This is a genomic window from Paenibacillus allorhizoplanae (genome assembly GCF_927798215.1).
Taxonomy (GTDB): domain Bacteria; phylum Bacillota; class Bacilli; order Paenibacillales; family NBRC-103111; genus Paenibacillus_E; species Paenibacillus_E allorhizoplanae.
The window spans coordinates 192365-208159 of sequence record NZ_CAKMMW010000009.1 but is presented as its reverse complement, the minus strand read 5'-3'; the positions used below and the strand labels follow the sequence as shown (position 1 = coordinate 208159).

The window sequence follows — 15795 nt, the reverse complement described above, 5'->3', positions numbered from 1 at the left end:
ACGCATTGTCCAGTCTCAATAATGGTTTCTATTAAAAATGCTAGAACCTTATCAAAGGGTTTACCAGCTCTTCTGACATTTCGCTTATAATGAAGTCGAATAAGGACTTGAATGGGGGCTGATTTTGTGCAACTGATCAGAAAAATTACAGATAACGATATCCTAGGTAGTGTACCAATTGAGTTTCTAGATACCATCTCTCGATTCGGATCAAGAGGAGTTGTAGTCGATAACCCGTTAAACGTTGCCATGATGTATATGTCCAAAACGAACCTGTACAAACTACCTGGCGGTGGGGTAGATGAAGGAGAAGATGCAAGGGATGCCTTTCTACGTGAAATCCAGGAAGAGACGGGTTATGAAGCTGAAATCATTCATGAATTGGGGTATATCGAAGAGCATAAAAACAGAAATAAGTATTTGCAATTCTCCTACTGTTATATAGCAAATGCCAAAGCTAGCTTCCGCGATACCAAGCTTACTGAAAACGAGATCCAGCTAGGGATGGCCGTTCAATGGATGTCATTGGATCAAGCACTGGCCGTGATGAATGAGTCCGTGTTAACTTGTACCGATTATTCATCCAAATTTATGCTTTTGCGAGATATGACGATACTTAAAGAGGCCGTACGCATATTAACTGGGAAGGCTGTGTAGAAGTAGAAGGACGCTCAGGAGTTGTTCAATACCTCTTTCAAAAGTTGTAAGAACAATTGCTTATGAGAGAAGGGGGTTACGTGCTGTCCACGAAGCAGTAAGATCCCGTGTGATGGACTGCTATACATTCAAATAACACTGAAATCAGGGAGAAAGACTTCGCAGAAGAAAGGTTTTTATAGGGCGCTAGCTGAACTATTATCCAATGAGCTTCCTATGCGGAAAGAAGATGTGTTTGTGGTGCTGGTGGATAACGAATTCGAGGATTGGTCGTTCGGTAACGGAGAAGCCCAAATGTTAAAAGCGCCTAGGATAGGCCGTGACCTATGACTCATCGGAAAATAGTGTCTACCTCATATGCCTTCTATGCAGGATGGCCTCGAGCGGCTTCGGCTCTTGGTATTGTAGAGGGGATTAGCGAGTCGAAAGAGCGGTGATTCGGCGAATGTCGCAATCTTACACTTCCGATGGCATCAATATGAACTAAAAAATCGTTCTTCTATATGCTATTGTCAATCTATATTGAAATGAAGGGAAGTTCGGACTTCAAACACTTTCATAGAGAGAAGGATTGACGACAATGAGCAAAAAGCTGCGTATTGGGATCATTGGAACTGGGGGCATTGCCAAAGCCCATATATCCGCGTATAAAAAACTTGACTATGTGGAGATTGTAGGTGTGGCCGATGTAATCCCAGGGAAGGCGTCAGCATTCGCACAGAAGGAAGGATTAACGGAAGCTGCTTCATTTGATAGCCATACGAATTTATTGCACTTAGATTTGGATGGGGTTAGCATTTGCACACCGAACGTTTCCCATCACGTAACGACTGTGGATTCTTTGCGCTCAGGAAAGAATGTATTACTTGAGAAACCGATGTCGGTGACACTTCAAGAAGGTATTGATATGACACAGGCGGCGAAAGAGAGCGGGAAGATGCTAACACTAGGTTTCCAGCCTCGCTATGATCCGAATATGAAGCTGCTGCAAACGATAGTGCAATCAGGACGACTTGGCAATGTCTATTATGTAGAGACGGGAGGCGGGCGTCGTCGGGGTATGCCAGGCGGGACATTCATCAGTAAACAGCTCGCCGGAGCAGGCGCGATGGCGGATATTGGTTGTTACTCGCTAGACATGGCGCTGAATACGCTCGGATATCCTCGTCCGCTAACGGTGTCTGCATTTACGTCTAACCATTTCGGCACTAACGCCCTATACCATCCGGAAGCAAGCAAGTTCGAAGTCGAAGATTTCGGGGTTGCGATGGTTCGCTTTGAGAATGATCTTGTGCTGCAATTCAAAATATCGTGGGCGATGCACATGGATACCCTTGGAGCAACGATGTTTCTCGGTACGGATGCGGGTCTTAAAGTGACTCCAGCTGGTACTGGGCCGTGGTCAGGGGTATGGGATGGCTCCGTAGGTTCCATAACGCTATTCCATGATGAATTCGGCGGACATACAGCGACGCCAGTTCCGCTTGTCGAGCATAAATTGAATCTGTTCGATCAGAAAGTACACGATTTTGCCGAAGCAGTTCGAGATGGTCGACCAGCACCAATTCCTGGTGAGCAGATTCTAATCCAACAAGCGATTATTGACGGCGTCCTGCGCTCCGCTGCGGCCCGTCGTGAGGTATCGGTGGAGTTGCCTCGCTGAAATAGTGATATATGCGCAATAAAGAAAAGCAGCCAATGATGGCTGTTTTTTTATTTCAAGTTTTATGTCACAGATGGACAACGCCAGTTGTCTTATCAAAGGACGCCTGTTTCTGTCGAATGGCTGAGGTTCTCTTAGGAAAGAAGGAGTGTTATTATGCAAAGTTTCACAATGGATCACCCCACAACGAGTACAGAGCATTTGTATACAACCTATAAGCCTCATTTGTTTTCCATTGCGTACCGGATGCTTGGTTCTAGATCAGATGCAGAGGATATGGTGCAGGATTTGTTCATAAGTATTCATGGTCATATCCATGAGAATATTCATAATATCAAGTCATACTTAAGCAAAATGATGATTAACCGATGTCTGAATGAAATAAAGTCAGCACGGCGAAAAAGAATTAGTTATGTGGGTCATTGGCTGCCAGAACCAACCGTGCAGTTAGGCGAGGATCGTCCGTTGGAAAGCGCAGAGCGCCATGATACGATTTCTTATGCTTTTCTTATTCTGATGGATAAACTGACCCCATTGGAGAGAGCGGTGTTTATTCTTCGGGAAGTTTTTGCGTATGAACACAGTGAAATCGGTGAAATGTTTAATAAAACGGAAGTGAATTGCCGGAAAATATTCAGTCGTGTCAAGAAGAAGGTAGATGTCTCCTCAGCAAAGCAGGCAAGCACATCCACCCGTCTGGTTAAAGAAAAGGAACTGGTGACACGATTCATTTCGGGAATTTCGAATGGTGACATTCAATCCTTGGTGGATATGTTAACAGAGGATGTCATCCTGATTGCGGATGGTGGAGGGAAAGTATCAGCAGCAATCCAGCCTATATATAGGAAAGAACGCGTGCTCAAATTGTTGAGTGCTCTCTCTCAAAGTCGCTTTCCAGCATCGAAAGCGCAGCTTGTCGAGGTCAATGAGCAACCAGGGGTATTATTAACGCAAGATGGTGTTCCAACCGGCGTCATTTGTTTTGAATGGGATGAACCAACCATGACGATTCAACGCATTTACATTATCGTCAATCCAGATAAACTACAGCGTTTCATCTAATGGATAGTTGAGGTTTTACGTCGACTGCCAACTAGGGGATCTCTGAGATAGTATGAACAGAGCGGAAAGTGCTTATGCAGAAATTAGCATGTATAAGAAGGGGGAGGGAGTGAAGATTTTGTCACACATTGAAGTCGCCAGTTGTCTTCTTAGTGTCAGAAAAAATAGGAGGTAATCACTTATGACACAACGTTTAAATTATATGAAGCAATCACCGAAGCTTTTCAAAAAAATGCTGGAATTCAGCAACGCAGAACAGGGGAGTGCTGTTGAAGAGAAGATTCTTGATCTTGTTCACATCAGAGCTTCACAAATGAATGGTTGTGGATTCTGTCTAGACATGCACGTCAAACAAGCCAAGATCCATGGGGAAGGCGAGCTTCGCCTCTACCATATTGCAATATGGAGAGAATCGACACTGTTTACGCCCCGCGAGCGGGCTGCACTGGCTTGGACAGAAATTCTGACTAAGCTTCCTGAACATGGTGTGCCAGACGAATTGTATGATCGCGTACGTGGGCAGTTCTCTGAGAAAGAAATCTCAGATCTGACTTTCTCCGTAATGGCTATCAATGCTTGGAATCGCATCAACGTCGCTTTCAAGAACGTACCAGGCTCGGCCGACGCAGCATTCGGATTGACCAAAGCTGGCCTTAGCTAATAGCTCCCCAATTAGACTGTAGCTGGGGCGTGACAATACAAAAAGATCTGGTGCTTCGCGCATCCAGATCTTTTTGTACTGGTATCATTATTGCAATGATGAATTCATTATCTTCAATAAATTGTAGATCGACTTGGCACTCTCCGCACGGGATGTCGGGCCTTGTGGATCCAGGCGATGGTCATCTTTACCTTCGATTAAGCCAATGAGGACTGCTTTCGCTATGGCTTCTCTTGCCCAATCACTGATCATGTCTTCATCTGTAAATGTCGGTTTCATGCTTACGGTTTCAGCATGAGTCCCGCCGACCTCCGCAGCCCGAAGCAGCATGACCGCCATCTGTTCGCGGGATATCGTACGATCCGGGGCGAAGTTGTTACTTTCGGTTCCGTTCACGATACCGGCTTCAGCTAGTGCTGTGACGGCTTCGGCGTACCATGCATGTTCGGGGACGTCAGCAAATGAAGATCGTTGTACGGCTTTCAGCTGCATAGTTCTTGTGAGTAACGCCGCAAATTCAGCTCGTGTTACGGCTCTGGCAGGTTCGAATGTCATATCGGTTACACCTTGTACGATATGCTTAGCACTCAATTCGGCGATGGCCGGCTTCGCCCAGTATCCTTCAGGAACATCAGCGTAAAGCTTGTTGTACTCCAACATGATGTAAGTACTGAAGTGGTGCAGCTGAGCCTCCAAGACATCTCCTTTTAATTCCCCACCGACGTACTCCACAACTCCATGATTGTCGATATAATAAATGCCCAACAGATTTTTATCCATCTGGGGGTTGATCTTAAAGGTAACGGTAATCGGAGTTTCAAATGTGCTGATTTCTTTTTCATCGCCATCACTGTTCACAATGCTCAGATGAAAGTCCACGGCATCGCTTGCGCTTCGTACAATTGTATTTTCTAGACCGTTGGCATGATTCAGCTGAGTGGTTATGTTGTCGGCTTTCAGTTTGTTTATTTTAAAAGAAATTGATCCATCTTTACGTTCTCCCTCAGTCGCTTGTGCGGCAATTGCTTGTAGTGAATCCTTTGAAAGTGTTACCGTAAGATCCTCTCTGACGATTTCCAAAGAGCCGGTTTTGAGCAATTCTATTGTATTGGCTGGCAGTATAACTTGGTTTTTTTCACTCGATAACTTGAGGATAACTTTTCCGCTCGTCGAAGTTAAATCTTCTGGTTTTACAATGAGTGAGGTTATTTCCAACTGAGGTGCTGCAGGTTGTGATACAGGTTCTTGTGAGTAGACAGGCTCCTGATTGTGCTCATCAATCGAATTCGTTACCGTTAAGGAAAACGTTGCTGTCCGGATGCCGTTGGATGCACTAATAACGGTTTCTCCATACGTTTTTGCATGAAGATATCCAGTTGCTGAGATTTCCGCAACACTAGGGTTGCTGCTCGCAAAGTGATATCCATGTGTAACGTCCACTTGTGGCTTATTTCCCATTTCCTCCAACACACTCGCCTGACCTTGAGTTCCTGCTATCATTGAAGCGGCTAAGCCGTGAATGGAAGGGTTTCCGTAATTCGTCCACTGTGACAAATCAACCATCTGGAGTCGATCAAGGGTATAGTTGGCTGTATCTCGGTATTCGTTAGCACCGGATTCGAACAATAGATATAACTTTTCATTCCGTTCGATCATATTCTCCAACATAGGTGGAACGAGCATATCGTTATTACCAGCCGCTTTCGCATGACTATCCATATACCATACGGGTACACCGACGGCATTTACCTTCACGGTCGTATCGGCGGTTCCGTTAAAATCAGGCTTATTGTATTTCAAAAGATTGCTATCCCTGCTCCGCGAATAGGACTGACTAAGCATGATGCTGTCATGCAGCATCGCCATTCCTTGTATTTTATCCGGTATGGACAAAATCAAATCGGGAATAACCGTATTCGTTCCGTCATTTCTGCCGGTTGGCAGTACGTCAGTTTGGCTGTCTAATCGGTACCCAGCTACCCACGCGTATTGGTATGTATTGTCGCGGGTCAGCATCGTATGGCTGGAAGCCGTTGTGTAAGTAGGTGGGTAGTAGTACTCTCCTACCCATAGAACACCCTCTGCATAATTGGTAAAGGATGCGTTAGTGACCGTTGCAAACTTGTTTTCGAAGGATACGCCGCCTTTATCCGGGGCATTGATTAGGTCTGCCTTGCTCAATTGATAAATGGTTGACCCGGATGCAATCCATACATGATCCTTGCTGACAGCTACGCCCCCGGCATGGCCGTTATAAGGTACACTACCATCATATAGGTTTACATATTTGATCAATTGATCGGTTTGTGCATCGATGATCGACAAGGTGCTCGGACGTTTGTCTTCCATATAACTGGTGATGATAATCCAATCTTCATCTTTGTCGTACGCCATTCCTTGTGGAACGAAATCTTCAGCAAGTCCAGGAATAATGGCTCTTTCGCTGCTTACGTTCCATAGCATTTGGTAAGTCGAATTAAATGGATTTATGGCTCTTTCCGTTTGTGTGATACGTTGGTGCGTCGGCGTTGCTACGACTACTGCAGATCTCAGCGATTCGTTGTCAGAGGAATCGAGTGCGGATATCTCGAAGGAATACGAGATTCCTCCTTGAAGCAGTGGCACATTTAACGTTGTTTGCCCTATAGGTAAGATGATGTCTAAGAGTCCATCTTTGTAAACTTTGTAAGCGTTGAGATCCGATTCTATATTGGCGTTCCAACTAAGTGATACTTTACCTTCACCAGCAACAACAGTAACGCCAGTCGGAGCGGTGGGGGCAAGATCGTCTGTTTTCGTTTTTGGAGGCACCTGTCCATCCTGTAATACACCAGGTGACGTGGATTGCATTGTGCCGACCTTCCTCATGGTTGTCGATCCGTCAAACGGATAAGCATAGGTGATTGTCTTTTTCTCTGCAAAATCGGTCGCACCGTTATCGTTATATGTTGCACGTATAATCTCCGTTCCATTCGGGTCGGAAATCGCAAGCGTTTGCTGACCGGCATTGATAAGACCGTTGACGTCATTTATTTTGTATATGTTTCCTAGTGGTATATACTTTTCTGAATATGTATCGAAATAGTAGTGATTAAAATGCTCATCTGAATAGAAATCGAGTCCGACATTTCGAGTCCAAATGAGCTTAATTTCGCGCGGAGCGATCACGAACGATTGGTCGATCGTTTTCTCCCAGCTTTTCGTCACATCAGCACTCGTAAATTGCAGCTTGTAACCCACGAGATCTATCGAAGTATTGCTTGAGTTGAAAATCTCCACGAATTCATAGGCATCATAACTGGTAGGTGCCCCAGAGGGTAAGTAGTTTCCTGTGTCCGGAGAAAGCTCTGTGATTAGAAGCTTAGGCAGCATCGCTCCTGTAGGCGTCACTGTTACGATCTCGGAGTTCAACGATTCGTTACCAGCTGTATCTACTGCTGTAATCGCGAACGTATAAGGTCGATTATTTTGCAAATTAATGATAGTAGCGGTTGTACGATTTCCTAGCAGCGTTTGACTTAGAGTTCCATCCAAATACACATTGTAATAGGCGACATCTGCCGCAAGATTCGTGTTCCAGCTCAATTCGCTGCTGTTTGTTCTCGCTGTAGCCGTTAGTCCAGTAGGCGCGGCGGGTGCACTATGATCCGATGACGATGGTGGCTGCTGAGCGGCAAACACGGAGCCCGGTGTTGCGGCTTCGGTATATCTTAGCTTTCGCATTATGATCGTTCCATCCGTCGGATAGGTGAAATTAGCCCCCCGATTTTCCCCGACATCTACCGCGTCATAGGAAACCGTACTGATCGGTACATCGTTTGGAGCTGCAATGGATAACGTTCGAGGAGAGGCGTTGGCCATTCCTCCTAGAGCATCCACTTCACTAAGGCGATCCGTGGTCAGGTTCGTGCCGTAGCTCGTGTTAAAGCCTGCTAATGTAGCTGTATTCGTTGTGGAGTTACTTGTATTTTTGGCCCATAACACGACAGTTCCTTTTGGCTGAATTACGATATCGGACGTAATCGGCCATTTATAAACGGTCGGCGTTGAATAAATAACTTTATAGTCTTTTAAATGAATCGGATCGCTGCTTGTATTATAGATTTCAACAAATTCATAGGCATCAGGCGTGCCGCTGGTCATATCAATCTTCAGGCTATCCGGTACTACTTCCGTGATCATTAGGGTAGGATATTGTCGTGGTATAGTGGCGACTGCACCCGAGAGAGCTGATTCCTGGCCGACGTTATCAACGGCCGTAATCGTAAAATGATACGTGATATCGTTCGTCAATCCGGTTACCTGGTACGTTGTACCAGTTACGGTACCGGAAATGTCATTACCGTTCATATAAACCTTATAACCAGATACATCGGATTCCGTGTTGGCATTCCAGGTAATAGTTGCCGACGCTGGGCCGGCAACCGCCATCAATCCTGTAGGCGTTGAGGGAGGCAGATTACCATTCGTTAGCGTGGTTGTCCTGACTAACGTCCGCGGTGACTCGATTCCGCTCGTATTCTTTGCCGTGATTTGGAAAGTATATGCGGTTCCGCTTGTCAGGCCTACAATTGAATATGTCGTACTTGTAACGGTGTAAGCTTGCTGCGTCTCTGGCACATAAACGTTGTAACTTGCCAAATTCTCTTCCGTATTCGCCTTCCAACTTAGCGCTACACTGTCTATAGATGGCGTTGCCGTTAGGTCCGCTGGGATTGCTGGTTTTATTCCGGGAGAAGCTATTTGTCCGTTTGCAACTTTGGTTGTATCCAGATTTCCTGTGTATGTGTAAGTGACACTCTTATTGATGTTACTAGCGGTACCATCAGCGACGCCGTCGTTAATAAAAGCTCCGCTAATCACATTTCCGCTGCCATCGGCAATGGCGACACGACGCTTTGATGAGTCATGTAGCCCTTGGGCACTCGTCGTTAAAGCAATCTCGAATACGTTAGTTGTGGTCAGATTAACACCATAATTGAGGTTGAAGTCGCTTAACGGTACATTAGGATAATCGAATTTTTTTAACCAGAGGACCAAGTAGCTTCTTGGCCCGATAGTTTTGTTGGATATTTTCCAAGTATTACCTGCAGTTGTGTAAGGTGACGCAGTATAGTACTGTAATTTGAAGTTATCGAGATCGATCGTCTCTGATGTACGGTTGAAGATCTCTATATATTCATAGGGTTGTCCTGCACCACTTGAAGCTGGAACGATCTCGGAGATCACCAAGTCTAAGGGACTTACAGTAGCAGCATGGGCTGCCGGAACGCTTCCCAATCCAACGACATGCAATGTCAACAACGCGGCTACTAAGCACTTCGCGATCATTTTCGAAAAACTTTTTTTGTACAATGTTATTCCTCCATTTCGTTTGTGACTGTGAGAACGAAAAATCCGGAAATCTCAGGAAAAAACGATACATTTTATGCTACATGTCTACTCCTTTCTGCGAATGAACAACAAAAAGCCCTAACAACCACGATGAAAACACATCGTTTGGTGTTAGGGCCTCTCATTATCTCCTGGCCATGAAAACGCTTTTATTAAACTGTACGTTTAATATACTAGGTTTCTTCACAAAAGGGAAGATAGACTTGGAGGATTCTTTTATTTTATATAAGAAGCTCGGGAAACAGTTACCAATAGGCAGAAGGTTCATTGTGAAGTATCATTTAAGTCAGGGTGATAATAACATGTTCATTTCTCCTATGATGCTGTACAATGCCAAAAATAACCAGCCATTTGACAGTAAGAATCATATTGCGGAATTAAAATTAGATGGTTTACGATGTATTCTTTCCCATATGGATAAACTGTATGTGTATACGAGACACAATGATTTAATAACGCATAAATTCCCTGAGCTATTAAGATGCCCTGTACCGGAAGGCACCATACTGGATGGTGAATTAGTCGTGCTGGATGATCAAGGAAAACCTGATTTTGAAGCGATGTCCGCAAGGTTTTTATCTAGAAAAAATAAGAAACCTGTGGTTTTTTGTGCTTTTGACATTTTGCGATACAAAGGTATTGACGTCACGGGTTTAAGTTTGCTTAAGCGTAAAGAACTATTGAATCAGGCTTTTAAAGAAAATGAAAATTATAAAAAAGTTGAAATGTTTGAAGGAAATGCCATCGAGTATTATGAACAAGTTCGCGGCCGCGGGCTTGAGGGCATTATCATAAAATCCAAAAAAGAAAATTCCATTTATGAAATAAACAAACGCTCCATCCGCTGGCAAAAAGTAATTAATTGGACGTATGCAGATGTGTACATTTCTGGTTATAGAAAAAATAATTTTGCTTTACTGGTCTCAATTGATGCAGCAGATGGATCTAAGTTTCCTGTAGGCATTGTTGAATCAGGCGTATCACCTATCCACCAAAAAGTGATAGAAAGCGTGCAGAAACGCTTAGTTTTCAAGGAAGACAAGAATTTCGCCTATATGGAGCCGCGGATTATGGCGAGGGTTAAAACTAGAAGCTGGACCCTAAGCGGGAGACTGCGTTCACCGGAATTTATGGAATTTGTTATTTAAATTGTAATAAGGCTGAATTCACTAGGGAAGATAAGGTGAGTTCAGTCTTTTTCTGTATACATATACCCATTCATTTACATAATCTGCATGGATTCCGCGCATGATATTCCTACTATCGACACGTCGGGATTTTGGTGATTGCAACCATGTTTTCCATAAAAAATTTCTTGTTTAAACCCAAACCTAAGATTAATGAGCCCTATGTGACGGCGACTACATCCTTTAATTTCGTAGCAGAATTGACTCAAATGAACATACAATTTCAAGAAACGTTTCGTATGTTTCCTGATTTTGTTAGTAGAGAATTAACCCATAACATGACATATGGTGTTTACTATCTAAGTAATTTGGTGGATTCGGAGCTTCTTTTCCAAGAAATCCTCGATCGATTAATTGAAATAGAAGAGCGGACTTCCCCTGAGAAGTTGGTGGATTTGCTGCCAATAGGTCAGCTGTTATTGGACGATAATTGGTACCATATGCAGCAACATATCTTGCAAGGTTGGACGTATATCCACATTAGCGGGTATAAGTATGGCCTTCTGGCCAACACGATAAAACGAAGAGAACGAGCGTTGACTAAGCCTGAAAATGAGAGTCAAATTCTAGGGCCACAAATTGCTTTTACGGAAAATTTGGAAACCAATTTGGCGCTGATCCATCAATATTTGCCTAACCCGGATCTATGCGAAATCGCAATAAATATAGGCGAAAATACGAAAACGAGCGTTCACCTCGTCTACTTAAGCAACCGCGCTGATTTAGAAATGGTGACTCATATCTATAACCGCATTCAGGGGTTGGATCTGGGAGCGCTATTAGATGCAACGATTTTAGTTCAATGGCTGGAAGATAATCCTAGCTCTGCTTTTCCGCAAATGATCACGACTGAGAGGGTAGATCGAGCGATATTTCCACTTCTAGAGGGGAAGGCTGTTATCGTCGTTAGCGGCAGTCCGCAGATCATCATTTGCCCCAACACTTTTTTTGATTTTTTTAAATCAATTGAAGATTATTACTATAGATGGCTTACGGGCCTATTTTTACGCGGCCTGCGCATTGTGGGTATTGCGATATCCCTGTTTGCTACGGCAACGTATGTGGCTGCACTTACCTACCATTACGAAATTATCCCGCAGGCATTCCTTGTCCCTTTGGCCCAATCACGTGCAAGAGTACCTTTTCCTCCACTTGTAGAAGCGCTAATGCTGGAAATGATCATTCAGCTTTTAAGTGAGGCAGGTGCAAGACTACCATCCAAAGTAGGTCAGACGATGGGCATTGTTGGTGGTATTGTCATTGGACAGGCGGCGGTACAAGCTGGATTCACTAGCAATATTTTAATCATCATTGTTGCGTTGAGTGCCTTATCCTCGTTCACTACACCAGTGTTTGCCATGGCAAATACGATCCGTATTATTCGGTTTCCAGTTATCCTATCCGCAGGCATAATTGGTGGTTTAGGTATTGCTGTTAGCATTGCTTTTTTAGTTCTACATTTGCTGCGGCAATCCAGTCTGGGACAACCTTATTTCTACCCTCCTTATTCAATTGAAAATAAAAACAAACGAGATGGTCTCATAAGGATTCCATACAAATTGGCCCCGAAACGCTCCGTATTCGCCAATAATGGGGAGAACAACAACCTGAAGGGAAACACGGATATCGATGAGTAAAACACAACAAACCTACATGTATAGCAGTTTTTTACTCATGTTTATTATCCATGATGCTCTGGTGGGGGTTGGTCTCCCTGGTTATCAAAGAATTGTGTTTGGAATAGTAGGCCATGATGCGTGGATTGCTGTCTTGATTGCAGGTATCGTAACACAGCTAGTTGTCTGGCTGATGATTAGAACATTGGCGAAATTCCCAAATAAGGACCTTTATGAAATTCATTTACTAGTCTACGGAAAATCGCTCGGCAATGTCTTGAATCTCATCTATATCGTTTATTTCTTATTCGCTACGATTATTGTGATGCGCAATTATATTGAAATGATTCAGGTCTGGTTATTTCCTAACGCTCCGCAGTGGGTACTTTCGTTATTGATTACAAGTATCGTTTTTTATGGTGTAAATGGAGGCATACGAACGATTGTAGGGGCATGCTTCGTTTTTGTGACGCTCACGGTTTGGCTCATCTTTCTACTTTACTTCCCTTTGAGATATGCGGATTGGACAGGGGTATTACCCCTACTTGAAACAGATCTAAAGCATCTGAGTAAAGGAGTTCTTTCGATGTCGTTCACTATGACGGGATTTGAAATTCTCTATTTTATTTATGCGTATGCCAGAGATAAGTCCAAAGTCCAACGGTATACCCAAATCGGTTTAATGAGTGTCACTTTGGTGTACACATCTGTCATGTTTGTTTCTATTGTATTCTTCAGTGGGGGTGAACTTTTGAAGACAGATTGGGCTACGTTTACCATGTTGAAAATTATCAAATTTCCTTTTTTAGAACGGTTTGAGTATATAGGCGTTAGTTTGTGGCTCTTAGTGATAGTTCCTAATCTGCTCATGTACAGCTGGGCGGCGACTAAAGGGCTCAAACGTACGTTTTTATGGAAACAAAAATACTGGCTGTATCTATTTATGGGAGTTGCTTGTATCGCTTGTTCGTTCATTGACTCCCGGATACAGATTAATCAAATTAATGATCTTTTTGCTATGTGGGCTGTTTATATTGTATATGTGTATCCGGTGTTTCTCTTTGGAATTGTCCATATATATTTCTGGAGGCAGAAGAATAAGAGTCAGGCAGAGGTGAATGAATGAAAAGATTCAATATCATTTTCTTTATGTTGCTGGTATGCATTTTAGTTAGCAGCTTACATTTAGAGACAAATGTGTTGGAGAAATTAGGAATGGTGATAGCAGCCGGGTATGACCGAGGTGAAGGGGAAAAAATTAACGCTACCTATGTGATTCATCAGATCGATCCTAGTTCCAAATCATCTGTCATGACGATCACCTCTGAGGGGCTGACAAGTAAAGGGGCTCGCGTTGCTGCGAACCGTAAGTCGAATAAGAAGGTCGTTTCAGGTCAGCTTCGGGTCGCCATTTATGATTATAAACTTGCCCAGGCTGGACTCTTGCCATTGGTGGACACCTTATTTCGAGACGCCTCCATTGCTAGTACGGTTTATATGGCTGTCAGTAAAGACAGAGCAGAAGATCTATTAATGCATAAATATACTCAGTTCCCGGATGTCGGAACCTTTATTGTAGACGACATTGACCAGAATATTATGGATGAACAGATGGTTTCAGGCACACTTCATGAATTCCTCTCTGCCTTATATTCTACAGCAGATCCCATGGTACCGCTGCTACAACGAAAAGGCGATTCCATAGAGTTGAAAGATGTGGCTGTTTTCAGTGGTGACAAACTGGTAGGTACAGTAGACCCAAGGGAAGCTTTCTTCCTCAAGACAATACGGGATCGTTTTAAAGCGGGGAGTATCGAACTGTCCTTAGACTCGGATCAATTAGGTGATATCGCGAAGAAAGTACAAGATAAGACCGTACGTGTTGTGGTGGAGAATATATCTAGCGATAGCAGTAAAAAGTTGATCAGCCAGAACCCACTTAAGTTTCAAGTCAATATCAAATTGAAGGGAATGCTTACGGAAAGCTCTGCGCAGTTCGATCTCGGTAAAGCCAGTGTCATTCAAGCCCTGCAAAAAGGAATGAATGAAGAATCAGAAAAGCAAATAAATAGTTTACTAAAGAAATTAACTTCCTTAAATTCGGATCCGATCGGGTTTGGCGAAATTTTTCGGAGCCGAGTTTACCACTCGAATCTGACGAGTGAGTCATGGCATGAGATGTATCAATCGGCATCTTATGATGTTCATGTAGATATGGAAATTGTGCGGCTGGGTCAAATCCAATAACAGATAAAAATGGTTGCCATTTAAACTGTAACCTGATAGTATACACTTAATCGAATATGAACCTTCGGGGCAGGGTGCAATTCCCTACCGGCGGTGAGGATACCCGTGTGTATCTAAGCCCGCGACTCCCAGCCAGCAATGGTTGGGACTGACTTGGTGTGATTCCAAGGCCGACGGTATAGTCCGGATGAGAGAAGGTGAAGAACAAACTTGTTAAATTTCATTATTTAACAGGTCTGTTTGTCAATGCCCCCGCCATCAACATGAGCGGGGGTATTGTTCTTCGAGAAGGTTCAATTCAAAACGTTCTATAGGAGGTTTTTGAATTGGAAAATGTATTTAAGTTTGGTAGTAAAGGTGCAACTTCTCACCCCATACGTACGAGTGGTATGAGCGGGATCTGGTATGTTGCACTTGGCGCAACCCTGTGGGGACTGGACCCACTGTTTCGCATCTTATTATTGAAAAGTTTTACCTCGGCGCAAATCGTGTTCATCGAACATGTTCTATTGGCTATTTACGCTGTGCCCGTATTAATGAAATATCGCCGTACGTTAACAGGTAAACTCACTCTTGCTGTTATTGGCGCGCTGTTGTTCATTTCTTGGGGTGGATCGGCGATTGCCACCATTCTATTCACCGCGGCTTTCTCTCATGGCAGCGCCAATGCGATCTTGCTTCTGCAGAAATTACAGCCCTTATTCGCAATCATCTTAGCTCGTGTGCTGCTCAAAGAGACATTGCCGTCGAAGTTTTTTGCCTATATCGGGGTGGCACTGTTAGGGACCTATCTGCTTACGTTCGGCCTCGACTTGCCTGGCATGGGCTTGAAGGATTTAGGTACAATAAGTTGCTTATTCTCCATATTGGCAGCTGTATTGTGGGGAGGTTCAACGGTGATGGGGAAATTTCTGCTTCAGAAAAAGTTGGATTTCCCTGTCGTGACTTCACTTCGCTTCTTGCTGGCACTTCCACTTCTATCGATTGTTCTGTTAGCAAGTGGTGACCAATGGGGGCTGAACGGTTCGAGCGGTGAATTGACGATTATCGCGGTAAATTTGCTGTTCCAAGCCTTTTTCCCTGGCCTGCTTAGCATGCTTCTATATTATAAAGGTTTGTCCTCCACCAAAGCGTTCTTTGCGACGCTAGCTGAACTTGCCTTCCCTGCAGTGGGGGTCTGTATGAACTGGCTTGTATTTGGTCAAAAGCTGACGATAGGTCAGTTGCTTGGGTTTATACTTATCTGGTTGACACTATGGTTTATGAGTCGGCAGAGCAACCAGAGGGGGCAATAGAGGCTAAGGAACG

General features: G+C 43.9%; 11 protein-coding genes and 1 riboswitch. Of the genes, 10 read left to right on the top strand and 1 reads right to left on the bottom strand.

The annotated features are described in order from the left end of the window. Positions 1-126 precede the first annotated feature (126 nt). The 5 genes from L6I86_RS17080 to L6I86_RS17060 all read left to right on the top strand — a co-directional run bounded on the left by L6I86_RS17080 (position 127) and on the right by L6I86_RS17060 (position 4043). The gene (locus L6I86_RS17080) at positions 127-657 is read left to right on the top strand and encodes an NUDIX hydrolase (protein WP_236288990.1); all 531 of its coding nucleotides are present in this window, start codon (positions 127-129) and stop codon (positions 655-657) included. A 102-nt stretch (positions 658-759) separates the two neighbouring features. Next, positions 760-987 (top strand): tautomerase family protein, encoded by a 228-nt coding sequence (locus L6I86_RS17075; protein ID WP_420851904.1) that lies wholly within the window; start codon positions 760-762, stop codon positions 985-987. A gap of 250 nt (positions 988-1237) precedes the next feature. Then, a complete protein-coding gene (locus tag L6I86_RS17070; protein WP_236288988.1) occupies positions 1238-2320 on the top strand; it encodes a Gfo/Idh/MocA family protein in 1083 nt (360 codons plus the stop codon). A 156-nt stretch (positions 2321-2476) separates the two neighbouring features. Continuing rightward, positions 2477-3382, top strand: coding sequence for an RNA polymerase sigma-70 factor (locus L6I86_RS17065; protein ID WP_236288986.1), 906 nt, complete (start codon positions 2477-2479; stop codon positions 3380-3382). A gap of 181 nt (positions 3383-3563) precedes the next feature. Continuing rightward, positions 3564-4043, top strand: coding sequence for a carboxymuconolactone decarboxylase family protein (locus L6I86_RS17060; protein WP_236288984.1), 480 nt, complete (start codon positions 3564-3566; stop codon positions 4041-4043). An 87-nt stretch (positions 4044-4130) separates the two neighbouring features. Here L6I86_RS17060 and L6I86_RS17055 read toward each other — a convergent pair whose 3' ends face one another. Next, positions 4131-9398 (bottom strand): lamin tail domain-containing protein, encoded by a 5268-nt coding sequence (locus tag L6I86_RS17055; RefSeq protein ID WP_236288982.1) that lies wholly within the window; start codon positions 9396-9398, stop codon positions 4131-4133. A gap of 308 nt (positions 9399-9706) precedes the next feature. Here L6I86_RS17055 and L6I86_RS17050 point away from each other — a divergent pair, with 308 nt between their 5' ends. From L6I86_RS17050 to L6I86_RS17030, 5 genes are all read left to right on the top strand, one after another. Beyond that, positions 9707-10585 carry an ATP-dependent DNA ligase gene (locus L6I86_RS17050; protein ID WP_235550441.1) on the top strand — a complete coding sequence of 293 codons (879 nt, stop codon included), beginning with the start codon at positions 9707-9709 and terminating at the stop codon, positions 10583-10585. A 146-nt stretch (positions 10586-10731) separates the two neighbouring features. Then, positions 10732-12261 carry a spore germination protein gene (locus L6I86_RS17045; protein ID WP_236288980.1) on the top strand — a complete coding sequence of 510 codons (1530 nt, stop codon included), beginning with the start codon at positions 10732-10734 and terminating at the stop codon, positions 12259-12261. Then, positions 12254-13366 carry a GerAB/ArcD/ProY family transporter gene (locus L6I86_RS17040; protein ID WP_236288978.1) on the top strand — a complete coding sequence of 371 codons (1113 nt, stop codon included), beginning with the start codon at positions 12254-12256 and terminating at the stop codon, positions 13364-13366. Before L6I86_RS17045 ends, L6I86_RS17040 begins: the two co-directional genes overlap by 8 nt. After that, positions 13363-14487 (top strand): Ger(x)C family spore germination protein, encoded by a 1125-nt coding sequence (locus tag L6I86_RS17035; RefSeq protein ID WP_236288976.1) that lies wholly within the window; start codon positions 13363-13365, stop codon positions 14485-14487. The genes L6I86_RS17040 and L6I86_RS17035 overlap by 4 nt, the downstream gene beginning before the upstream one ends. Positions 14488-14543: 56 nt before the next feature. Beyond that, positions 14544-14690: riboswitch (FMN riboswitch) on the top strand. Positions 14691-14876: 186 nt separating this feature from the next. Then, entirely contained in the window at positions 14877-15782 is a 906-nt protein-coding gene (locus tag L6I86_RS17030; protein WP_236289060.1) for a DMT family transporter, read from the top strand. Positions 15783-15795: the final 13 nt, after the last annotated feature.